The 21,040-nt window shown below is 69.3% G+C and carries 17 protein-coding genes; 2 read left to right on the top strand and 15 right to left on the bottom strand.

The features are described 5' to 3' along the window. Positions 1 to 46: 46 nt before the first annotated feature. From NS3_RS11960 to NS3_RS11950, 3 genes are all read right to left on the bottom strand, one after another. Positions 47 to 1,249: a DNA polymerase III subunit delta' gene (locus tag NS3_RS11960; RefSeq protein ID WP_067858314.1), complete on the bottom strand. Its 1,203-nt coding sequence runs from the start codon at positions 1,247 to 1,249 to the stop codon at positions 47 to 49. A gap of 52 nt (positions 1,250 to 1,301) precedes the next feature. Beyond that, positions 1,302 to 4,322, bottom strand: a complete 3,021-nt coding sequence (gene topA / locus NS3_RS11955; protein WP_084495416.1) for a type I DNA topoisomerase — start codon at positions 4,320 to 4,322, stop codon at positions 1,302 to 1,304. A gap of 268 nt (positions 4,323 to 4,590) precedes the next feature. Further along, a complete protein-coding gene (locus NS3_RS11950; protein WP_011206895.1) occupies positions 4,591 to 4,797 on the bottom strand; it encodes a cold-shock protein in 207 nt (68 codons plus the stop codon). A 477-nt stretch (positions 4,798 to 5,274) separates the two neighbouring features. Between NS3_RS11950 and sftH the strand changes: the two genes are divergently transcribed. Then, complete coding sequence (sftH, locus tag NS3_RS11945) at positions 5,275 to 7,626, top strand: DEAD/DEAH box helicase (protein ID WP_067858310.1); 2,352 nt, start codon at positions 5,275 to 5,277, stop codon at positions 7,624 to 7,626. 344 nt (positions 7,627 to 7,970) lie between these two features. On the opposite strand, the gene NS3_RS11940 is transcribed toward sftH, so the two are convergent. The 11 genes from NS3_RS11940 to ssd all read right to left on the bottom strand — a co-directional run bounded on the left by NS3_RS11940 (position 7,971) and on the right by ssd (position 18,428). Next, positions 7,971 to 8,321 carry an Rv3654c family TadE-like protein gene (locus NS3_RS11940; protein WP_067858308.1) on the bottom strand — a complete coding sequence of 117 codons (351 nt, stop codon included), beginning with the start codon at positions 8,319 to 8,321 and terminating at the stop codon, positions 7,971 to 7,973. After that, positions 8,314 to 8,598 (bottom strand): TadE family type IV pilus minor pilin, encoded by a 285-nt coding sequence (locus NS3_RS11935; protein ID WP_245649591.1) that lies wholly within the window; start codon positions 8,596 to 8,598, stop codon positions 8,314 to 8,316. Before NS3_RS11935 ends, NS3_RS11940 begins: the two co-directional genes overlap by 8 nt. Before the next feature lie 122 nt (positions 8,599 to 8,720). Next, positions 8,721 to 8,936: a DUF4244 domain-containing protein gene (locus NS3_RS30340; protein ID WP_067858772.1), complete on the bottom strand. Its 216-nt coding sequence runs from the start codon at positions 8,934 to 8,936 to the stop codon at positions 8,721 to 8,723. A 1,867-nt stretch (positions 8,937 to 10,803) separates the two neighbouring features. Continuing rightward, positions 10,804 to 11,634 (bottom strand): ABC transporter permease, encoded by an 831-nt coding sequence (locus NS3_RS11925; RefSeq protein ID WP_067858303.1) that lies wholly within the window; start codon positions 11,632 to 11,634, stop codon positions 10,804 to 10,806. Next, entirely contained in the window at positions 11,631 to 12,458 is an 828-nt protein-coding gene (locus tag NS3_RS11920; RefSeq protein ID WP_218018224.1) for an ABC transporter permease, read from the bottom strand. Before NS3_RS11920 ends, NS3_RS11925 begins: the two co-directional genes overlap by 4 nt. Next, positions 12,455 to 13,285: an ABC transporter ATP-binding protein gene (locus NS3_RS11915; protein WP_067858300.1), complete on the bottom strand. Its 831-nt coding sequence runs from the start codon at positions 13,283 to 13,285 to the stop codon at positions 12,455 to 12,457. Before NS3_RS11915 ends, NS3_RS11920 begins: the two co-directional genes overlap by 4 nt. A 15-nt stretch (positions 13,286 to 13,300) precedes the next feature. After that, on the bottom strand, positions 13,301 to 14,395 hold the full coding sequence (locus tag NS3_RS11910) for an ABC transporter substrate-binding protein (RefSeq protein WP_067858298.1): 1,095 nt from the start codon (positions 14,393 to 14,395) through the stop codon (positions 13,301 to 13,303). A 155-nt stretch (positions 14,396 to 14,550) separates the two neighbouring features. Next, positions 14,551 to 15,156 carry a type II secretion system F family protein gene (locus NS3_RS11905; protein ID WP_067858295.1) on the bottom strand — a complete coding sequence of 202 codons (606 nt, stop codon included), beginning with the start codon at positions 15,154 to 15,156 and terminating at the stop codon, positions 14,551 to 14,553. Positions 15,157 to 15,159: 3 nt separating this feature from the next. Beyond that, positions 15,160 to 15,948 carry a type II secretion system F family protein gene (locus NS3_RS11900; protein WP_067858292.1) on the bottom strand — a complete coding sequence of 263 codons (789 nt, stop codon included), beginning with the start codon at positions 15,946 to 15,948 and terminating at the stop codon, positions 15,160 to 15,162. A 189-nt stretch (positions 15,949 to 16,137) separates the two neighbouring features. Beyond that, a complete protein-coding gene (locus tag NS3_RS11895; protein WP_067858289.1) occupies positions 16,138 to 17,325 on the bottom strand; it encodes a TadA family conjugal transfer-associated ATPase in 1,188 nt (395 codons plus the stop codon). Further along, positions 17,322 to 18,428, bottom strand: coding sequence for a septum site-determining protein Ssd (ssd, locus tag NS3_RS11890; protein ID WP_067858286.1), 1,107 nt, complete (start codon positions 18,426 to 18,428; stop codon positions 17,322 to 17,324). Before ssd ends, NS3_RS11895 begins: the two co-directional genes overlap by 4 nt. Positions 18,429 to 18,816: 388 nt before the next feature. Between ssd and NS3_RS11885 the strand changes: the two genes are divergently transcribed. Beyond that, a complete protein-coding gene (locus NS3_RS11885; protein ID WP_067858766.1) occupies positions 18,817 to 19,656 on the top strand; it encodes an HAD family hydrolase in 840 nt (279 codons plus the stop codon). Between the two features lie 473 nt (positions 19,657 to 20,129). Here NS3_RS11885 and NS3_RS11880 read toward each other — a convergent pair whose 3' ends face one another. Continuing rightward, entirely contained in the window at positions 20,130 to 20,876 is a 747-nt protein-coding gene (locus NS3_RS11880; protein WP_067858283.1) for a Fic family protein, read from the bottom strand. Positions 20,877 to 21,040 lie beyond the last annotated feature (164 nt).

Below are 21,040 nucleotides of genomic sequence, written 5' to 3'. Positions count from 1 at the left end.
CCACCGGAGTCTATCGTCTCGGGCTTCGGATCGCGAAAACGGGTGGTCAGCTGGTGCGGGCGGCGATGAAGGTGGCGACCATGGCGGCGACGGCGAAACGGGGTTTGACGTTGCGGTCGATGGCTTCGCGGCACTCCAGGACGGCGTCGATGCTGCGCAGCAGGCCTTCGGGAGGGACGCGGTCGGCGAGATCGCGGATCTCGTCGGTCATGTCGGGGTGGGTGAGGGTGACCGACGAGAGGTCGTGGCCCGCGAAGCGGACGGCGAGGGCGTCGCGGAACAGACCGGCGATGTCGGTGAGGGCGAGGTCGAGGGCGTCGCGGCCGGTGCGGGTGAGGCGGGATTTCTGGCGGCGTTCGAGGTCTTTGAGGATGCCTGCGGAGCCTCGGGTGGCCCCTGCCGAGCCCTTGCCGGTGCCGCCCGCGCCGAGGGCGGTGGCCAGTTCGTCGCGTTCGCGTTCGTCGCGTTCGGCGCTCATCTCCTTGGCCTCGTCGTCGGCGGATTTCACCAGCGCGTCGGCGGCGGCATAGGCCGCGGCGGGACGGGCGGCGGCGGTGGCCAGGGCCAGGGCGCGTTGTCTGCGGTCGCGGGCGTGGGCGTCGGTGGCCAGGCGGCGGGCGCGGCCGACGTGTCCGCCGCTGATCGAGGCGGCCCACTCGGCGGTTTCGGCGTCGAGTCCGTCGTTGTCGCGCAGCACGGTGGCGATATCGGCGACCGAGGGGGTCACCAACTGCATGTGCCTGCACCGTGAGCGCAGCGTGACGGAGATGTCCTCCGGGTCGAGCGAGGGCGCGCAGAGCAGGAACACGGTGCGGGCGGGCGGTTCCTCCACAACCTTCAACAGGGCGTTGCCCGCCCCTTCGGTGAGCCGGTCGGCGTCCTCGACCACGACCACCTGCCACCGGCCGGTACTCGGCCTGCGCGCGGCGATCTGCACGATCTCGCGCATCTCCTTGGTGCTGATGCTCAGCCCTTCGGGCACCACCCGCCGCACATCGCCGTGCGTGCCTGCCATGGTGGTGGTGCAGGCGTGACAGCGACCGCAGCCCGGCGTCCCCGGGGCGGCGCATTGCAGGGCGGCGGCGAAGCAGAGCGCGGCGATGGAGCGGCCGGAACCGGGCGGGCCGGTGAACAGCCAGGAGTGCGTCATCGCACCCTCGACGACACCCGCGCGGGCCGCCACCGCCGCAGCCGTCAATTCGGACTCGACGGCGTGCTGCCCGACCAATCGATCGAAGACTCCCGCCACGACTACACCCTAACCGCCGGGTCCGACCCGTCCGGCGGGGTGAGGTCCGGGTTCAGGAGGTCTCCGCGCTCGAATTCGCCGAGGCCTTCTTCGCCGGCGACTTCTTCGCGGCGGTCTTCTCGGCGGCGGCCTTGGTGGCGCTCGCCTTGGCCGCCGTCGTCTTCTTGGCCGCGGTCTTCTTGGCGGCCGTGGTCTTCGCCGGGGTCTTCTTGGCGGTGGTCTTCTTGGCTGCGGTCTTCTTCGCGGTGGTCTTCTTCGCGGTGGTCTTCTTCGCGGTCTTCTTGACCGGGCCACGGGCCCGCCGGTCGGCGAGCAACTCCGCTGCCCGCTCATCGGTGATCGACTCGACCTCGTCGCCCTTGCGCAGGCTGGCGTTGGTCTCACCGTCGGTGACATACGGGCCGAACCGGCCGTCCTTGATCACCATCGGCTTGCCCGACACCGGATCGGCGCCCAGCTCACGCAGCGGCGCGGTCGAGGCGGACTGACCACCGCGCCGCTTGGGCTCGGCATAGATCTTCAGCGCCTCGTCCAAGGTGACAGAGAAGATCTGGTCCTCGGACGCCAGCGAACGAGAGTCGGTGCCCTTCTTCAGATACGGGCCGTAACGGCCGTTCTGCGCGGTGATCTCTTCGCCGCTGACGGGATCGACGCCGACCACGCGCGGCAGCGAGAGCAGTTTCAGCGCGTCCTCGAGGGTGACGGTGCTCAGGTCCATCGACTTGAACAGCGAACCGGTGCGCGGTTTCGGCGCGGCCGCCTTCTTCGCCGCGGCAGTCTTCTTCGTGCCCTCGGGCTCGGGTTCCGGCTCGGGCAGGATCTCGGTGACGTAGGGGCCGAAACGTCCTTCCTTGGCGACGATTTCGTGGCCGGTCTCCGGGTCCACGCCCAGCCTGCGCCCCTCCTGCGGGGTCGCGAACAGCTTCTCGGCGACCTCGGCGGTCAGTTCGTCCGGCGGCAGATCGTCGGGCAGATTCGCCCGCTGGGAGATCGGATCGCCGTCGGGATCATCGGGATCGGCGACCAGGCGCTCCAGGTACGGACCGAAACGGCCGACGCGCACGACCACATCGCGGCCCTCGTCGTCGGTGAACAGCTTGATCGAGTTCACCGCCCTGGCATCGATGTCGTCGAGCTGCCCGCCGACCATCTTCTTCAGGCCGCCCGATCGGGCGACCGAGCCCTCGGCTCCGCTGTCGCCACCGAAATAGAAGCTGGACAACCAGTTTCCGCGTCGCTCCCGGCCGCCGGCGATGGCGTCGAGGTCGTCTTCCATCCCGGCGGTGAAGTCGAAGTCCACCAGTCGGCCGAAATACGCTTCCAGCAGCCCGATCACGGCGAAGGCGACCCAGGACGGCACCAGCGCGCTGCCGCGCTTGTAGACATAGCCCCGGTCGAGGATGGTCTTGATGATCGAGGAATACGTCGACGGGCGGCCGATGCCCAGTTCTTCGAGCGCCTTGATGAGCGAGGCCTCGGTGTAGCGGGCGGGCGGATTCGTACTGTGCCCATCGGGATTCAGCTCGACGGCGGTGACGTTCTGCCCCTCCTGCAGCGCGGGCAGGCGCGACTCGGCGTCGTCGGACTGACCGCCGGCCTCCTCGTCCACGCTCTCCACATACGCCTTGAGGAAACCGGCGAAGGTGATGGTGCGGCCCGAGGCGGAGAACACGCATTCCTCGCCGGTGCCCGCGACGCCGGTGATGCGCAGTGTCAGGGTGGTGCCGCGCGCGTCGGCCATCTGCGAGGCGACGGTGCGCTGCCAGATCAGTTCGTAGAGGCGGAACTCGTCGTTGTCCAGCCGCGAGTGCAACTGGCCCGGGGTGGCGAAGGTGTCGCCCGCCGGGCGGATCGCCTCGTGCGCCTCCTGCGCGTTCTTGACCTTGCGGGCGTACTGGCGCGGCGTCGGATGCACGTACTCGGCGCCGTAGAGCTGAGTGGCCTGGGCGCGCGCGGCCGCGATCGCCGACTCCGACAGTGTCGTGGAGTCGGTACGCATGTAGGTGATGTAGCCGTTCTCGTACAACCGTTGCGCCACCCGCATGGTGCGGTCGGAGGTGAAGCGCAGCTTGCGGCCGGCCTCCTGCTGCAGGGTCGAGGTCATGAACGGCGGGTAGGGCTTGCGGCTGTAGGGCTTGGACTCCGCGGAAGTGACCGCGAGATCCACGCCGTCGAGCGCTTCGGCGAGCCTGCGGGCGCGGGTCTCGTCCAGGACGATGACGCCGTTGGCGGATTGTGGGCTCGGCGGCGCGAGGGTGTCGGCAGACACACGGTCGGCACCCTTGAGCCGACCATCCGAACCGAAGTCACGTCCGCTGGCGACCCTGTTGCCGTCGACCGTCACCAACCGCGCGCCGAAAGTGCGTGGATTGGCCGAATCGGTCTGCTCGCCGGTGCCCGCGTCGAGCTTGGCGGCGATGTCCCAGTACTCGGCCGAACGGAACGCCATCCGTTCGCGCTCACGCTGCACGATGACCCTGGTCGCCACCGACTGCACCCGGCCCGCCGACAGCTTCGGCATGACCTTCTTCCACAGCACCGGACTCACCTCGTAGCCGTAGAGGCGGTCCAGGATGCGGCGGGTCTCCTGCGCGTCGACCAGATCCGGGTCCAGTTCCCTGGTATCGGCGGCGGCCGCGAGGATGGCGGGCTCGGTGATCTCGTGGAAGACCATCCGGCGCACCGGCACCTTCGGCTTGAGCGTCTCGAGCAGGTGCCAGGCGATCGCCTCGCCCTCGCGGTCGGGGTCGGTGGCGAGATAGAGCTCGTCGGCGTCGGCGAGCAGGCTCTTGAGCTCGGCGACCTTGGCCTTCTTGTCCGGGCTCACCACATAGATGGGCTCGAAGTCGTTGTCGACGTCGACGCCGAGGCGGGCCCAGGACTGGCCTTTGTATTTGGCGGGCACGTCGGCGGCGCCGCGCGGCAGGTCGCGGATATGACCGACCGACGCTTCCACCGTGTAGTTGCGGCCCAGATAGGGGGCGATCTTGCGCGCCTTGGTCGGGGATTCGACGATCACGAGACGACGCAGGGGACGACCCTGGTCGGCTGCACTGCGGTCTCGTGTTGCCACCGGCGAAAACACCTTTCCTTCTCAGAACCCGCGCCACGCGCCCTCGCGTCGTGCACGGCTGTGGGGCAAGCGACGACTACGAACATCGCTACCAGTGACGTTTATACCTTGACGACGGAAGCGGTCGGGCGCGTGCGACCCGAACCACTGAGCGTACGTGATGGGGAGATGGTAGCGCCCCACCCCCGAAGCGGCGCCTTACCCCGGATACAGCTCGTCCCTCATCCCGATACCGGTGATGAGGGACGAAGCTGGATATGGATGCGGCTCAGCTGAGCGCGCGCACTCCGGTGGCCTGGGGGCCCTTGGTGCCCTGGCCGACCTCGAACTCGACCTTCTGGTTCTCCTCGAGGGTGCGGAAGCCCGAACCCTGAATCTCGGAGTAGTGGACGAAGACGTCAGCGGAGCCGTCCTCGGGCGCGATGAAGCCGAACCCCTTCTCCGCGTTGAACCACTTCACAGTTCCCTGTGCCATTATGTTCCTTCTCTTTTCTTACCGGAACGGCGGACAACTGGGTTCGTCCACCGGGCCCGTTCCGACCGTTGTACTCTTGGCCGTCCCCTACGGGGAAAGCACCGGCTGTCCTCTACGGGGAAAGCACCGCAGGGAAAGCGCCAAGCACACCGCTCGCAACATCGATCCTGCTGATGGTTTGGACTTTCGATCCGTCCCTCGAACACAGAAGCTTGCGACCAGGAACCAGTGAACCATGTCTCAGAGCAATTCAACAGTCGAGTTACCGACAATTTGCAAAAAACTTGATCTTGCGAATGCGCGGATAAGGGACGCAATCCCCGAATCCAGACTTACGGTTGGTTTGCCTTGGGATAACCGGGCAGTAGCTCGGCTATCAGGCTGTGACGCAGGTCGCTATTCCGTATCGGAAATACAGGTCGGTCGACCAGTAGAAGGCCTTTCGACGCTCGGCAGGCACTCAGCCGTGCTCGTCTCGTGACAGCGGACCGCGAAACCGGCGCCGACATCTCCCTCGGCTACGGGCGATCGTTGCTGAACCGTGTCCAGAATTCTCCCGGCGACCCGCGGTTGACCCACGTGGACGACCAGCCCGCCCGGCAGGCCCGCACGACGGCATGGCCGGCGTGGGCCCATCCCGAGGTCGTCGCCGCATTCCGGGCCGCAGGCATCCCCGCTCCGTGGACGCACCAGACCGAAACCGCAGATCTGGCCGCAAAGGGGCAGCACGTGGTGGTCAGCACCGGCACCGCCTCCGGCAAATCACTCGGGTACCAACTGCCGGTGCTCACCGCTCTGCGCGAAGATCCCAAAGCCACGGCCCTCTATCTGGCGCCGACCAAGGCGCTGGGCGCCGACCAGTTGCGCGCGGTTTCCGAACTGACCCACGAAGGGGCGCTGCGCGATGTCCGCCCCGCCACCTACGACGGTGACACCCCGGCGGAGGTCCGGCAGTGGGTCCGCGACAACGCTCGCTGGATATTCACCAACCCGGACATGCTGCACATCGGCATGCTGCGGTCTCATCAGCGCTGGGCCAGGGTGTTTCGCAGACTCCGCTACATCGTGGTCGACGAATGCCACGCCTACCGGGGAGTCTTCGGGTCACACGTGGCGTTGGTGCTGCGCAGGTTGCGCCGCGTCGCCGCCTGTTACGGGGCCGACCCGGTGTTCGTGCTCTGCTCGGCGACCACCGCCGATCCGGCCGAGGCGGCATCCCGCCTGGTCGGAGCCCCGTGCGCGGCGGTCACCGAGGACGGATCGCCCTGCGGCGCCCGCACCGTCGCCCTCTGGGAACCTCCCCTGGTGAACGCCACCGGCGGGGAGAACGGCGCGCCGATCCGGCGGCCGGCCACCGTGGAGGCCGCTCGCCTCATGGCCGATCTGGTGGCCGAGGGCGCACGCACGCTGACCTTCGTCCGGTCACGCCGCGGCGCCGAACTGGTCTCGCGGGAGACTCGCAGGTTGCTGTCCGAGCGGGATCCGGCACTGCCCGCCCGCGTCGCGGCCTATCGCGCGGGCTATCTCGCCGAGGACCGCCGCGCGCTCGAGACCGCGCTGTCCGACGGCACCCTGCTGGGGGCCGCCACGACGAACGCCCTGGAACTGGGCGTGGACATCGCCGGTCTGGATGCCGTGGTCATCGCCGGTTTTCCCGGCACGGTGGCCTCGTTCCTACAGCAGGCCGGCCGGGCGGGCCGGCGTACCCAGGGCTCGCTGGTGGTACTGGTCGCCACCGACGATCCGCTGGACACCTACCTCGTCCATCACCCCGAGGCGCTGCTCGGCAAGCCTGTCGAAGCGACCATCACCGACCCGGCCAACCCCTATGTGCTGGGCCCGCAACTGCTGTGCGCGGCCGCCGAACTGCCCATCACCGAGGCCGAAGCCGACGCCTTCGACGCTCGCGCAGTACTCACCGCATTGGCCGAACAAGGTCTGATCCGGCATCGGCCAGGCAAGCGGGCAGGTTCGGGCCGCTGGTACATCACCGCGCACACCTACCCCCACGACGACGTGGACGTGCGCGGCGGGGTCGGTGCGCCGGTGATGATCGTCGACGGCGAAACCGGGCGGTTGATCGGCACCGCCGACGCTTCCCGCGCACCGTCCACGCTGCACGAAGGCGCGGTCCACCTGCACCAAGGCGAGACCTACGTGGTGGACGAACTCGACCTGGACGATGGCGTGGCCTTCGTCCACGAGGACGAGCCCGGCTGGAGCACCACCGCCCGCTCGCTCACGTCCTTGACCATCGACGGCATCGTCGACGAGCACGTGCACGGCGCCGTCACCAGTGCGTTGGCGCAGGTCAGCGTGACCGGACAGGTGATCGGCTACCTGCGCACCCTGCCCACCGGCGAGGTGCTGGACATGGTGGAGCTCGATCTGCCTGCGCGGACCCTGCCGACCAAGGCCGTCCTCTACACCGTCACCCACGAACTCCTGGACACCGCCGGCATCACCGCCCGCGAGCTGCCCGGCGCGCTGCACGCTGCCGAGCACGCCGCCATCGGCCTGCTCCCGCTGGTGGCGACCTGTGATCGGTGGGACATCGGCGGCGTGTCCACAGCCGAACATCCCGATACCGGCCTGCCCACGGTCTTCGTCTACGACGGGCAACCCGGCGGCGCGGGCTTCGCCGAGCGTGGCTTCGCCCGGCTACGCCCCTGGCTCGCGGCCACGCTGGACGCCATCGAGTCCTGCGTCTGCGCCACCGGATGCCCGTCCTGCGTCCAGTCACCCAAGTGCGGCAACGGCAACAGCCCCCTCGACAAGGGCGCGGCGACCCGCCTGTTGCGCGCGGTACTCACCGAACTGGACCAGTAGGCCCTCCCCGCCATAGGCGCAGGTCGAGAGCAGAACGTCCGCCGGTGACCGGATAGGCCGCCGAGGCACGGTCACATAGCTGATTGTGGACTGGATCACGGCGGGAAGGTTGACAGGCCATCGCCGTCACTCGGCGGACACCTTCGGCCCCAGAATAAAACGGAATAGTTTCATGTTAACTACGACATTGCGGTCCATGCATGCCTGGAGAGCGGCTGGGGCGAATTGTATTAGTGCAATCGGGTTCATATAGATACCGCATCGTAATTATCAATGGGCCGGGTATTCGGTAATTCAACCTTGCAGCATCCCACTGTGGAACATTCACGAACCGGTCGGTCTTACTAATGCGCAGGTCCTGCGCGCGCACTCGCGCGTACCGTCCGGGCGCCGAGGACGCCGATCGATACATTCCGTTCCACCGAGACCGTCACCTCCCATCCCGCCATCTCACACGAGGTGACCGAACCACTCATCCGGCGCACGATCGCGACCGCTCGAGCGCATGCCTGCTCCGTCCCGCTGTCCAATGCGCCCGCTGCCGCGAGCGCGGCGAGATCCGCGCCGGCCTGCACCCGATGCCGCGCCACCACCACCGCGCCCACGTGCACGAACATCGAGGTGATCGCGATCAGTCCGACCAAGGCGATGCACGCGAACACCGTGGCCGCCCCGTTGTCGCCACCCCTACCCACCGTGCGCCTGCGTCCCCGGTTCGGGCACCGCGACCGCCTCGGCTCGCAGGCGGAGCGGCAGCAGGGGCGTGCCCGCCGTGACCACGGCCACGATGAAACCGCCCTCGCGCCGCACCGAGACATCGGCCCCCGGCGGCGCGACCCGGTCGGCGGCGGACCGCGCGGCCGCCGAGTCTCCCCGGGCCTCCAGCCTGGCAGCCTCGCGGGCGGCATCGACACAACGAACCTGGGTCGACGCCGCGAGCAACGTCCCGAGGCAGAGCACCACGGCGATCATGATCGCGCTGACGGCGATGGCAGCCTCCACGGTCACCGCGCCGTCGTCGGCGAACAGGCGGGTCAGGGTGGTGCGCGGTTCCGACCGGCCCACCGGCAAAGTCGACATCACCGCACGCCCGTTCAGACGCTGGTACTGAGCGCTTTGTCGATGATCCCGGTGAGGGCGTCCACGATGGAGTCCCCGGTCACCACCCCGTAGAGGACCGCACCGAACGCGGCCGCGGCGATCGTGCCGATGGCGTATTCGGCCGTGGACATGCCGTCGTCCGCCCGCACTGCCCGCACCAGGCGGATCCGCAGTCCTCTGCCGATCCTTCCGAGAAGCACCCAGGTCATCCGGACCGCGGAACGGATGCTGCGCCGCCCCATGGCGCCGGACCGGATGGAGAAAGCGAGTGGCCGGATGGAACAGGCAATCACCGCGGCGACGGCCGCGACGAAGCGGCGGTCCGCCCATTCCGTGAGTACCGCGCGTGGCAGTCGCCGCCGCAATCCCATACGCAGCACCCTGAGCCGTCGCGCCCACAGGCAGCGCGCACGTCCTGACCTGGGCGGAGCCGCGGCGTATGCCGACCGGACGAGCGCTCGCGATCCGGAAGTCCCGGACTCCGGGCGCGCGACCGGCCCACCCGGCGCGGCTGTGTACCCATCGCCTGCGCGACAGGCGAAGCCGCACCGAGGAGAGGCGCAGCGCATGGGCGTCTTCCCCGAATTCACCGCTCGCAGACCGGAGACCACCGCGGGCAGTGCCGTGTCCGACGCTGCCGGCAACAGTGCCTCCTCCGACCTCAGCGGCACGTCCGCCGACACGATCGGCACCAGCGCCCGGCGCGGACCGGTCGACGGCTGTGGATTCCGCGGGCCGGATACGTGTGTCTGTGAATGTCCGACGGGAACGCCGGGGCCGGTCTCCGACGAATGGGCATCCGGTGCGGCCGTGGTGCGAGCCACAGATTCCGGGACCGTTCCGGATCGGTCGGTGCTCACGGCATCGACCGACCGCGACGGTCGCCAGAACATCGGCACGTGGATCAGCGGTTCGACACCCGCCCGCGGCGTACCCGGCTCCTGCGTGTCGCGTCCTTCGATCTGCGCGGCCGAGCCTGCGCCTGCCGTCGCCGCGCGCAGGCTCGGATTCGACCCCGCGTCGAGGCTCCCCGGCGATGCGTCCGCGATCGCGTTCGGGCTTTTCGTCTCGCCCGGAGGAACCGCGGGACCTTCGTCCCCCATGCCGTCTGCGCTTTCGGCGGCGGTCTCGCCCCCCGTCGAGTCTGCAGCGGCAGAACTCACCTGCTGCTCGGAGACCCCACCGGTGACGAGATCGTGGGCAGACGGAGCGGAGCCGTCCATGTCCCTCACCGTGTCCGAGCCGCCCATCGTGTCCGGGCCATTGACAGCGCTCGGACGAATGGGCTTCGAATCGGCAGCGTGGCTACGGCGGACCATGAGCAGGGTGCCGAACCTCCGGGCTGTCCGACCGGTTGTGTTGGTGATCTGCACGGGTTGTCCTTTCTCTATTGCCGTCTGCGCGCGGCGGGCGCCGCGAGGAGTTGAGAGCGGGTCACCACACCAGGCGCGGGGATAGCGCGGGATGGGCGGTGATGGCACACGGCGAGCGGGGCCCGCGACTCGGGAACCCGCGTGGCCGAGGTCCTGGTGATCGGATCCGCGAGCTCGCGCCGCGTACTCGGGACCCGTGCGGCCGAAGTCCTGCTGATCGGACCCGTGAGCTCGCGCCCACGTACTCGGGCCCCACCCGATCGCCACCAGCGAGCGGGACCGAGTTACCGGAAGGCCGGGCCCGCGAGCTCGGGCCCACACGCTCGGGACCCGCAGGACCGAGGTACCGGTAGGCCGAGCCCGCGGGCCCGCGCCCACGTACTCGGGACCCGCGGGACCGAAGTCCGGGGAGCGACCCTGCGGCTCGGGTCTTGGTGATCGGCCCCGCAGGATAGGCACCGCGTGCTCGTGATCTTCGCTACAGACCGCCGTACGGACTCGAGGCTGCGATGCCGTCGCCGGCCGGGCACGCGCGGCGTCAGGGCGCGCCGCTGCACGGAGTGCGGCAGCGTGATCGGGCACCGGCGTGAACGGAGCCGCGAGGGGGACGGGATCGGATTGCATGTAGGCCAGCGTCGCGGACAGGACCCGCGACCGACAGCGTCCGATCGCCGAATGTGGACAACCCGGTGGCTGTGGAGAACTATGCCGAGGCGGCCTGCTTGCCCATTCCCATGCGCGCCAGCACCGCGTTCTCCACCAGCTGCACGACGTTGTAGAGCACGAGTGTGATCGCGGTGATGACCGCTACCGAGGCCCACAGCTCGTCGAATTTCGCGGCGGCGCTGAACTTCTGGATGGAGCCGCCGATGCCCTTGCCGGTGGACAGCCATTCGGCCAGCAGCGCTCCGGTCACCGCTCCCGGCACCGAGACCCGGGCCGCCGCGAAAATCGACGGGAGGGCGCCCGGTAGGGCCACCATGCGCAGCGCCGTCGCACTGCCGCCGCCGTAGACCCGGATCAGGTCGAGGCTGTCGGGGCTCGCGCGTCCCAGGCCGTACAGAACGGATGCCAGCGCGGGAAACAGCACGACGATGCTGCCGATCGCGGCGACCGAGGCCGTGGTGCCGCGGCCGGTGATCAGGATGATGACCGGTGAGATGGAGACCAGCGGAACGCTGCGCAGCAGCAACGCCAGCGGCATCACCCCGGCCTCGACGGCCCGCGACAGCGAGAAGACCACGGCGAGTGCCACCGCGATCGTCATGCCGACCGCGAAACCGAGGCCGGCGTCCTGGAGAGTCTGCACGGTGAGCGGTCGCAGAGCAGCACGGTTGTCGGCGGCGAGACCGCCCGCCTTCGCTCCCGATTCGTCGACGAACAGGAACTCGAACACCTCGACCGGGCCCTTGGCCACGTACGGCGAGACCCCGGCGAAGCTGACCACGGCCTGCCACAACGCGATCACGATCACCACCGTCAGCACGGCATCGAGCAGCGCTCGTCCGATCGCCCGTACCATCGCGCGGCTCATGTGCTCCTCCGTCCCGCCACCCACGGGGTGGCCAATCGAGCGAGCAGTCCGAACGCGGCATATCCGACCAGCGCGACCAGCGCGCAGAGCAGGAACACCGCCCAGACCCGCACCGAGTCCAGCTGACCCTGCAAACGGATGAGGGTGATGCCGACGCTCCGGTCCGTCGCTCCCATGTACTCGCCGAGGACGGCGCCGAGCAGCGAGGCCGGGACGGCGATCTGGAGCGCGTTGAGAATCGCGGGCACGGCCGCGATCAGCCGGACCTTGTACAGCTGCCGGAACCGGCCGCCGCCGAAGACCCGGACTACGTCGAGACTGGCCTGGTCGGCGGCTCCGAAGCCGAGCAGGGCGCCGACCACGGTGGTGAAGAACACCGACAGCGCAGCGAGGAAGATCGCGGTCTTGGAGGGGTCACCCGGCGATTCCGCGCCGCCGAGCGCGACGATGGAGATGCCTCCGACCGCGACCAACGGCAGGCAGTAGGTCACCACGGCGACCTGTGTGACGACCCTCTCGATCCGCGGCACCAGCAGCACCGTGGCCGCGAGCAACAGCGCCAGGCCGTTGCCCCACAAGAAGCCGACTACGGCCTCGTGGATGGTGACGGAGAAGAAGTCCCAGTACGCGGTGAATCCGTCGGCGGCGATCTGCCGGACCACCGCCCACGGTGAGGGCACCGGATCGTAGGTGGTGCCCGGGTCGGGCCGGAAAGCCAGCACCGAGAACAACCACCAGCCGATCACGAGCGCGGCGGTGCCGAGAAGAACAGCGAGCCTGCCGTGGATACCACGGGTCCGCAGCTCGGAGCGGGGCCCGGTCACGACTCCGCGCCCGCGCGTCCGTCGGCCCCGAACAGGATCTCCGACGCCTTGTCCACCAACGCGTGGAACTCCGGCGTGCGCATCATCTCCGGGCTTCGCGGCCGGGGCAGGTCGACCTCGATGATCGCCTTGATCCGGCCGGGCCGGGGCGACATCACCGCGACCTGGTCGGAGAGGAAGATCGCCTCGGAGATGCCGTGGGTGACCAGCAGCGTGGTCGCCGGCTTCTCGGTCCAGATCCGCAACAGTTCCAGATTGAGGTTCTGGCGGGTCATGTCGTCGAGCGCCCCGAACGGCTCGTCGAGCAGCAGCACCGAGGGTTTCAGCGCCAGCGCCCTGGCGATGGAGACCCGCTGACGCATACCACCGGAGAGCTGCGCGGGACGGCTGTCCTCGAATCCGCGCAGCCCGACCAGGGCGATCAACTCGTCGACGTAATTCTTGTCGACCTCCCGCCCGGCCACCTCGAAGGGCAACCGGATGTTCTTGCGCACGCTGCGCCACGGCAGCAGTGCGTGATCTTGAAAGGCGATACCGAGTTCGCTGTTGCGGCGCAACGTCTCCGGCGTCTTGCCGTCGACGATGACGGTGCCCGAGGTGGGATTCTCCAGGTCGGCGAGAATGCGCAGGATGGTGGACTTCCCGCAGCCGGAGGGACCGAGCAGCGCCAGGAACGAGCCCTGCTCGGTGTGCAGATCCGCGTTCTCCAGCGCCGTGACGGAACGGCCACGGCCGACCGCGAAAGTCTTGGTGAGACCGGCGATCCGGATGCCGGTGCCGGACACCGAGGGCGCCGTGTCGGCAGCGATGGTGTTGTCGAAAGACATCAAGACCTCCTGGATCTACGGCAGGTAGGTCTCGAGCTCGGGATTCTCCGCGTAGATCTTCTCGATGATGCTGGTGTCGAACAGTTCCTCGGCGGTGACCTCCCAGCCCGCGGCGGCCAGGGACGCGACGGTCTGCTTTTTCAGCTCCGCGCTGATCGTGAAAAGGCCGTTGGCCTCGGTCTCCGCGGTGGAGATGAGCAGGCTCTGGGCCTCGAGCCCCCGCTTGGTCTTCACCGGATCCAATGCGCCGAAGGTGGATTCCAGGCCGTCTGTGTTGTCGGAGGCTGCCTTGTTGTAGTACTCGGTCACCAACGCCACGGTCTCGTCCAAGGGATTGGCGAAGACATCGGACCAGCCTTTGATCTCGGCGATCAGGAAGTCCTCCAGAAGATCCCGGTTCTCGGCGAGATAGTGATCGGTGACGGTGAAAGTCTCCGCGACGTAGGGCAGTCCGTTGTCGGCGTAGGGCAGGTTGGTGACCTTGCGACCGGCCAGTTCGACGGTGAGCGCCTCGTTGGTCAGGTAGGCCATGAAACCGTCGACCTTGCCCTCCATCAGCGGGGTGGGGTCGAAATCCACCGGGACGACCTCCACCTCGCTCTCGGCGATGCCGTTGGCATTGAGAATCGCCTCGAAGACGCTGGCGTTGGAGTCCTGGACACCGATCTTCTTGCCTCTGAGGTCCTGCGGCGTGGCGATATTCGCGCCGTCGGTGAGGGACAGGATGGTGAAGGGGTTCTTCTGGAAGGTCGCGCCGATGATCTTCAATGGAGCGTCCTCGTTGGCGATGGCCGCGCCGACGGAGGCCGCGTCGCTGAGCGCCACCTGGACGGTTCCGCTCAGCAGCTTGGCCACGCCGGTGTCCGGGCCGGAGATCCCGTTGACCGCCGAGAACCCGGCCTCGGTGTAGTAGCCCTTGTCGTAGGCGTAGAACTCGCCGGCGAACTCCTCGTTCTTGATCCAGGAGTACTGGACGCTGATCTTGCCGTGGCCGTCCGTGCTCTCCGTGTCGCTGCCACCGCATGCGGCGAGTCCGAGGGCGAGGGCGGCGACCAGCGAGGCGGCGACCAGACGACGGCCCCGGCGGCGGGTGGAACGGTGCGACTTCATGAATTCTCCTGCGTGAGCTGACAGTTCCGCCCGAGAGACGCAACGACAGTGCCTGGGCGAGCAGGTTATGGGACAGGCATTTCCACATGGAGACGTTCGGTTTCGCGGTCGTAAATTTTCCCCGAGGCTCTTCTCCGCATGGCTCAGCGACGGATTCACAGCAACCCACCGTCCAGTACGCGACCGGCGAGTCCGACGACGACCGGGATGATGCCCAGGCAGAGAAAGGCGGGCAGGAAACACAGGCCGAGGGGGCCGCTGATCAGCACACCGGCGCGCTCGGCGCGGGCGGCAGCCGCGTCCTCGACGGCGCCACGGTGCTGCGCTGCGAGCTCGCCGACGGCTTCGGCCAGGGATGCTCCCGAACGAGCCGAGCGACGCGCCATTCTGGCCAGTGACTCGATCTCGGCGGCGCCGGGACGTCCGGCGGCGTCCTGGGCAGCGCGCTCCCAAGCGGTCGTGGCATCGGCACCGAGGGCGAGCAGGCCGGCGGCGCGCAGGAGCGCGGTGCCCAGTTCGGTGGGAGCGCTGGGTGCTACGGCGCTGGCCGCGGCGGCCATCGGGAGTCCGGCGCGCAGGCAGGCGGCAAGGAGATCGAAGACGGCGGCGATCGACAGCGGGTCGGGAGCGGGTGATCTCGGCGCGGACGGCGTCGGGTCCGTCGCGGCGGACGGGGTGCGCAAGCGATGGTTCGGCGCGGGGCGGGCGGGCCAGGAAAGGAGGGCGACGGCGAGCAGGATGGCGGCGGAAATCCCCGGCATTGCTCACACCAGTACTTTCCGGGTGATCGCATCGGTCCAGAGCAGGCCGGCGCAGACGAATGCCGCGCCCAGTGGCAACAGCACGTCGCCCACGGCGGTGGTGAGCAGTACGCGCAGCGGTTGCGCACCCATCAGCTGCCCCAGGGCCAAGCCGAGCAGCGGAAGGCCGGACAGCACTGTCGCGGTCGCCCGTGCGCCGGCCATCGCGGCGGCGCTGCGGTTGCGGAAGCGCACCCGACCGGCGAGATCGGCACGCGCGGCGGTGAGCAGTTCGGCAAGCGCCAAGCCGTGCCGTTCGGCGACCTGCCAGGCATCGGCGATGCGGTTCAGTTCCATACTGATCACCGACTCGTCGTCGCGCAGACCGTCGGTGCCCGAGCCGCCGAGCCTGCTTCGGGCCGCGCTGACGGCGAAGGCCCTGGCTGCCGCACCGCCACCGGATTCGCGCGCGGCCACCTCGGCGGCGGCGCTGGGATGTGCACCGACTCGCAATTCGCCCACCACGGCTTCCAAGGCGTCGAGCAGCCGGAGGGATTCGGTGCCCCGCTCACGATCGCGTCTGCCCCGGCGGGTGCGGACGGTCGCGGTGGCGGCCGCCAGCGCGGCCGCGATGAACGGCCCGACACCGGTTCCCACCACCACGGCTCCCGCCCCGACGACGCCCACGATGCGGACCGTCCGTCCCGACGACACGCTCGGGCGTGCGATGAACAACGCGCTGAAGCGGCGGCGGGCGGCGGGCGCCGACGTCACCAACAGCGCCGAGGCCAGACAGACCAGTGCGGGGATCATCCGCCGAGCCGTTCCGTGAGCAGGACCGCGCAGGCCGGCGGCGGGGTCACGCGCCGAACCGCTCGGTCAGCCGGGCCGGGCAGACCGGCACCGGGAGCATGCGCCGAGCCGTTCGGCGAGCCCGGCCTTCGATCGTGCCGCGGTTCGGCCGATCGCCGGGCGCCGGGCGAGGCAGACCGGTGCCGGGGGTCACCCGCCGAGCCGCTCGGTGAGCAGGGTCGTCAATCGCGCTGCGGCCGGGCACGATTCGCCGTCCGCCCGCCAGGCTGCGGCAATGCGCACCCGGTCGTCCTCAGCGCGTTCGACCACACCGATCTCGCACAACCCCCGCGAGCCATCCGAGGCGCGTCGCACATGCAGCACCACGTGGACCGCTGCCGCGAGCTGGCTGTGCAGCGCGGCGCGGTCCATGCCGCCGAGCGCGGCGAGCGCTTCCAGTCGCGCGGGCACCTCGCGGGGCGAGTTGGCGTGCACGGTCCCCGCGCCACCATCGTGCCCGGTGTTCAGCGCGGTGAGCAGATCGACGACTTCGGCGCCGCGCACCTCTCCGACGACGATCCGGTCCGGTCGCATCCGCAATGCCTGCCGCACCAGGTCGCGGACTGTCACCTCGCCGACGCCCTCGACATTCGCGGTGCGGGCGACCAGCCGCACGACGTGCGGATGCGGTGGCGCGAGCTCCGCGGCGTCCTCCACGCAGACGATGCGCTCCGCTGGATCCACCGTTGCCAGCAAGCTCGAAAGCAGCGTCGTCTTCCCCGCTCCGGTGCCACCGACCACGAGAAACGCCAAGCGGGCACGAATGATGGCTTCCAGCAGGGGCTTCGCGGACGCGGGTACCGCTCCCGAGGCCGCGAGCGCGTCCAGCCCCTGGGTCGCGGGACGCAGCACCCGCAACGAAAGACACGTTCCGCCGTGCGAGATCGGGGCGAGCACGGCATGCAGGCGCACGCCGAACGAAGCGCCGAGGGCCGATCCGGTACCGCTGAGCCTGCCGTCGACCCAAGGCTGGGCGTCGTCCAATCGCCTGCCCGCGGACAGCGCGAGCCGCTGCGCAAGCCTGCGTACCGCCGCTTCGTCGGGAAAGGTGACCGCCGTCTTCTCCAGGCCGTGTCCACGGTCGATCCAGACCGCATCGGGCGCGGTGACCAGCACATCGGCGACGCGGGGATCGTTCAGCAGCGGTTCGAGCAGTCCCGCGCCGGTGAGTTCGGTCTGCAGCAGGCGCAGGGCTCGCAGCAGATCGGTGTCGCCGAGGACACCGCCCGCTTCGGCCCGGACCGCGGCGGCCAGACGCGCCGGGTCGGGATCACCACTGTGACCGGCGATCCGATGGCGCACCCGATCCAGCAGTTCGGCGGTGACCAGGGTGCTCATCGAACCCGCTCCGGTGCGTCGAGAACGTCGAGCACCGCCGCGGCGGCGATGGCGAGCGGACCGCGCCGCGACATCCGCAGCCCGCCGCGTTCGAGCCGGGCAGGCAGCTCGGCCTGCGCGCGCACCGCGGCGAGCAGCGGTAGGTCGAGCACGTCGGCGATCTCCTCTCCGCGCAGCCCACCGGGCGCGGGACCGCGAACGATCAAGCCCTGATGGGGATTTCGAGCCGATATGTGGGCGGCTGCGGATTCGGCGGCGGCCACCGCGCGCAGTCGCGCCGGTACGACGAGCACCACCAGATCGGCCGAATCGAGCACCTGGTCGGCGGCCGCTCCGCGCTCGCCGGACAGATCGCAGATGACGAGATCGCCTGCGGCACGGCATGCTTCGAGTACAGCGTGGATCGCGGCAGCCCCGATGCGGCCGGGCAATCGACCGGCACCGCCGCGCCCGCAGGACAGCACCGCCAGTCCAGGCGCCGCGCTCGGCAGCGCGTCGTGCAGTGCGCCCGCCGCGACACGGCCGTCTTCGACGACGAGATCCGGCCAGCGCAATCCGGGCGTGCTCTCGATGCCGAGCAGCAGGTCCAGACCGCCTCCGAAGGGGGCGCCGTCCACCAGGAGAATCCGACGGGCGGACGGTCCGCTCGCCGCTCGCAACGCGGTCGCCGCCGCCAGCACCGAGGCGCCCGCGCCTCCGCAAGCGCCCGCCACGGCGACCAGGACACCATCGCCCGCCCTCGGTTCGCCGTGCTCAGCAAACTTCTCGACAAGCCCCACCGCGGCACCGGGAAGTGCGATCACCCGCTCCGCTCCGACAGCCGTCGCGCTCTGCCAATCCGACAGCCCCGGCTCACCATCGGTCACCAGGATTACCCCCACCCGGCGTTGATAAACCGCACTCACGCACTCTCGAGCGCATGCTGTGTCGAGGATCACCAACGGTGCGCTCGACCAGCTGTGCCGGCCCACCGGAGGGTCCGTTTCCACCAGTGCGCGCTGGGCCGCGGCGGCGACCCGGCGCACCTCCTCGCGGAGTCGATCGTCACGGATCAACACGAGCGCGGGCCGGGTGAGCGGGGATTCGAGCGGATCGTGGGGCATGTCCGTCAGCGTCGCGGAATCAACCGATCGCCGACAGAACACGAATGCCGAATGTGGATAACTCACCGGTTGTGGAGGACGTCGCGGGAACGAAAGTGCGCCCATCCGGAAATAGAGGACGGCCCCAGCCGGGGGGGGAGGAGGCTGGGGCCGTCGGGGTTCAGCCCCGGGGGGTCGGGCTGAACACGCCTGGAACATGTCCAGGTGCCAGCAATACTACACCCATCGCCCGCCGCCGACGCAAGTGCGGCGTGGAAGAACTTTCGTGATCGTTCGCGCCTCCGGCGTCTTGCGAGCAAACATCGCGGCATCCTCAACGGCCGGCCGGAACCCGCGGCGCCGTCGTCGTGCCTATCCTGAACAGGTGACGGCCGAGGACGACGAACCCGTGGTCGCGGCCCCGAGGGCGGCGCCCACCACCACGCACCCCCCGGACGGCGCAGCACGCGTCGCGGCGTTCTTCGATCTCGACAAGACGGTGATCGCCAAGTCGAGCACGTATGTGTTCAGCAGACCGTTCTTCGCCCAGGGCCTGCTCAATCGCCGCGCGGTGCTGGAGAGCAGCTACGCGCATTTCCTGTTCCTGCTCTCCGGCGCCGACCACGACCAGATGGAGCGGATGCGCGAGCATCTGACCAAGATGTGCGCCGGCTGGGACGTCGAGCAGGTGAAAGCCATTGTGGCCGAGACACTTCACGATCTGGTCGATCCGGTGATCTACGCCGAGGCCGCCGATCTGATCGCCGATCATCGGATCCGCGGGCACGATGTCGTGATCGTCTCGGCTTCCGGCGAAGAGATCGTCGCCCCGATCGCGCGGGCACTCGGCGCGCAGCACACCGCCGCCACCCGGATGGTGGTCGCCGACGGCAAGTACACCGGCGAGGTGGAGTTCTACTGCTACGCCGAAGGCAAGGTGAGCGCCATCGAAAAGCTCGCCGCCGCAGAGGGTTACGACCTCTCGCGCTGCTACGCCTATTCCGATTCGATCACCGACCTGCCGATGCTCGGCGCGGTCGGCCGTCCCACCGTGGTCAATCCGGATCGCGCGTTGCGCAGGGAAGCCGTCACCCGGGGATGGACCATCCTGACCTTCTCGAACCCGGTGTCGCTGTGGGCGCGCTTCCAGGCTCCCTCGTCCACCACGGTGGCGGCGACGGCCGCCGTCGGGCTGAGCGCGGTGCTGGCCGGAGCCGTCGGCTACCGACTGTTGCGGAAACGTCGCTGACAGCCTTCGACGCGAGTTCGAGACATGCGGGCGACACGCGAGACACGGTTTCCACCTGGATATTCAACCCCTTGAGTGAGCTGTCCCACAGTGGTAGAAAGGTAGCTACGGAAGGCCGGATGGCCACGACCGAACCGGAAGAGAAGGTTCGGCCCCCCGCCCGACTTTCCCAGCACGGAGGCCAGGCACCCACGCGGAGCACGCCGCTACAAGGGCAGCAGCGTTGTGGGCCTGCGTAGTTCGACTGCCGACGGCGAGAGCCTCGCACAGGTTGCGGGGATGAACCGGCGGAGTCCGAATGATCGCCGAGGCCATGGAACACAACCCAGATGAGCACGCTTGGTAACCGGGTGCTCCGTGCTAGCGGGCGGTGGAATCGTCGCAGGGCGATCGCACCGCCCGTTTCGATGTGTTCCAGCTTCTTCGTAGCAGCGTCGGTTCTTCGGTAGCAGCGTCCGTCTTCCGGAAAGCGTTCAGCTCGCGGCGGCGTCGGCGATCGACGTCGCCTCCCGCGCGCCGTCTTCGAGCGCACCACAGCACAGGATGACCCAGCCGCCGACGCTGTTCGGGTCGCCGGTGCCGAACGCGGCCGCGGCGTCCAGGTAGGCCTGCCTACGACGCAGCCAGAAGACCTCCGGCACCCCGAGACTGTGCGGATCCAGCCCGCTGGCCACCGTCACGAGTCTCGACGCGGCGCGCGCGACGATGCCGTCCGCGCTGCCGAAGGGCCGCAGCGACAGTAGTTCGCCGTGTACGACGGCGGCGATCACCGGCGCGGGGGCGCGGGTGGCGTGCAGGGTCTGCACGAGCAGGTCGAGGCGTTGCGCGACCCCCGGTTCGGGGCGCGGCCTGCCCAGCGACAGTTCGTCGGAGACCAGGTCGGCGGCGGCCAGCAGGTGCAACCGGGCCAACGCCTGCAGGGGGGCGCGCTGCCAGGTGGCGGTCAGATTGCGCAGCGCGTCGCCGTCGAGGGCTTGGCCGACCCGCAACGAGCCGGCCAGGATCGGATCCTCGACCCGGCCGTCGGCAGGGATGTCGGTGCCGCCGCCGTCGATCGCGGCGGAGGATCGGGCGGCGCGGACAGCGGCCTCGGCGGCGGTGGTCTGCCAGCCGCGCCGGTTGGAGCGGTGCCGGTGGACAGCCGCCAGCGCGTCGCGGGCGCGGTCGGCGGCATCGAGCACGCCCGGCAGGTCGACGAGGGGCTGCAGCGGATCGGTCACGGGATACGAGGCTACTGAGGGAGCCGGCGGTGATGCGGCGGGGCTCGCCATCCGAACGGGCACATCCTGACGCGGCGTGGATCACAGTTGACTAATCTCGGACCCGGCCGTGCCGACGCGAGAGAAGAGATGTGATGTCCGAAACCACCGCAGATCATCGAGAG

The sequence above is a fragment of the Nocardia shimofusensis NBRC 100134 genome, assembly GCF_001613125.1.
GTDB classification, from domain to species: Bacteria; Actinomycetota; Actinomycetes; order Mycobacteriales; family Mycobacteriaceae; genus Nocardia; species Nocardia shimofusensis.
Note: the sequence above shows the minus strand (reverse complement) of the source record. Positions and strands in the feature narration are given on the sequence as shown.

Bases quoted from the DNA above. Each gene is read 5' to 3' on its own strand.
- NS3_RS11925 (WP_067858303.1), bottom strand. From the start codon at position 11,634: ATGAGCCGCGCGATGGTACGGGCGATCGGACGAGCGCTGCTCGATGCC.
- NS3_RS11905 (WP_067858295.1), bottom strand. From the start codon at position 15,156: ATGCCGGGGATTTCCGCCGCCATCCTGCTCGCCGTCGCCCTCCTTTCC.
- NS3_RS11950 (WP_011206895.1), bottom strand. From the start codon at position 4,797: ATGGCACAGGGAACTGTGAAGTGGTTCAACGCGGAGAAGGGGTTCGGC.
- ssd (WP_067858286.1), bottom strand. From the start codon at position 18,428: ATGCCCCACGATCCGCTCGAATCCCCGCTCACCCGGCCCGCGCTCGTG.
- NS3_RS30340 (WP_067858772.1), bottom strand. From the start codon at position 8,936: ATGACCTGGGTGCTTCTCGGAAGGATCGGCAGAGGACTGCGGATCCGC.
- NS3_RS11895 (WP_067858289.1), bottom strand. From the start codon at position 17,325: ATGAGCACCCTGGTCACCGCCGAACTGCTGGATCGGGTGCGCCATCGG.
- NS3_RS11935 (WP_245649591.1), bottom strand. From the start codon at position 8,598: ATGATCGCCGTGGTGCTCTGCCTCGGGACGTTGCTCGCGGCGTCGACC.
- NS3_RS11910 (WP_067858298.1), bottom strand. From the start codon at position 14,395: ATGAAGTCGCACCGTTCCACCCGCCGCCGGGGCCGTCGTCTGGTCGCC.
- NS3_RS11915 (WP_067858300.1), bottom strand. From the start codon at position 13,285: ATGTCTTTCGACAACACCATCGCTGCCGACACGGCGCCCTCGGTGTCC.
- NS3_RS11900 (WP_067858292.1), bottom strand. From the start codon at position 15,948: ATGATCCCCGCACTGGTCTGTCTGGCCTCGGCGCTGTTGGTGACGTCG.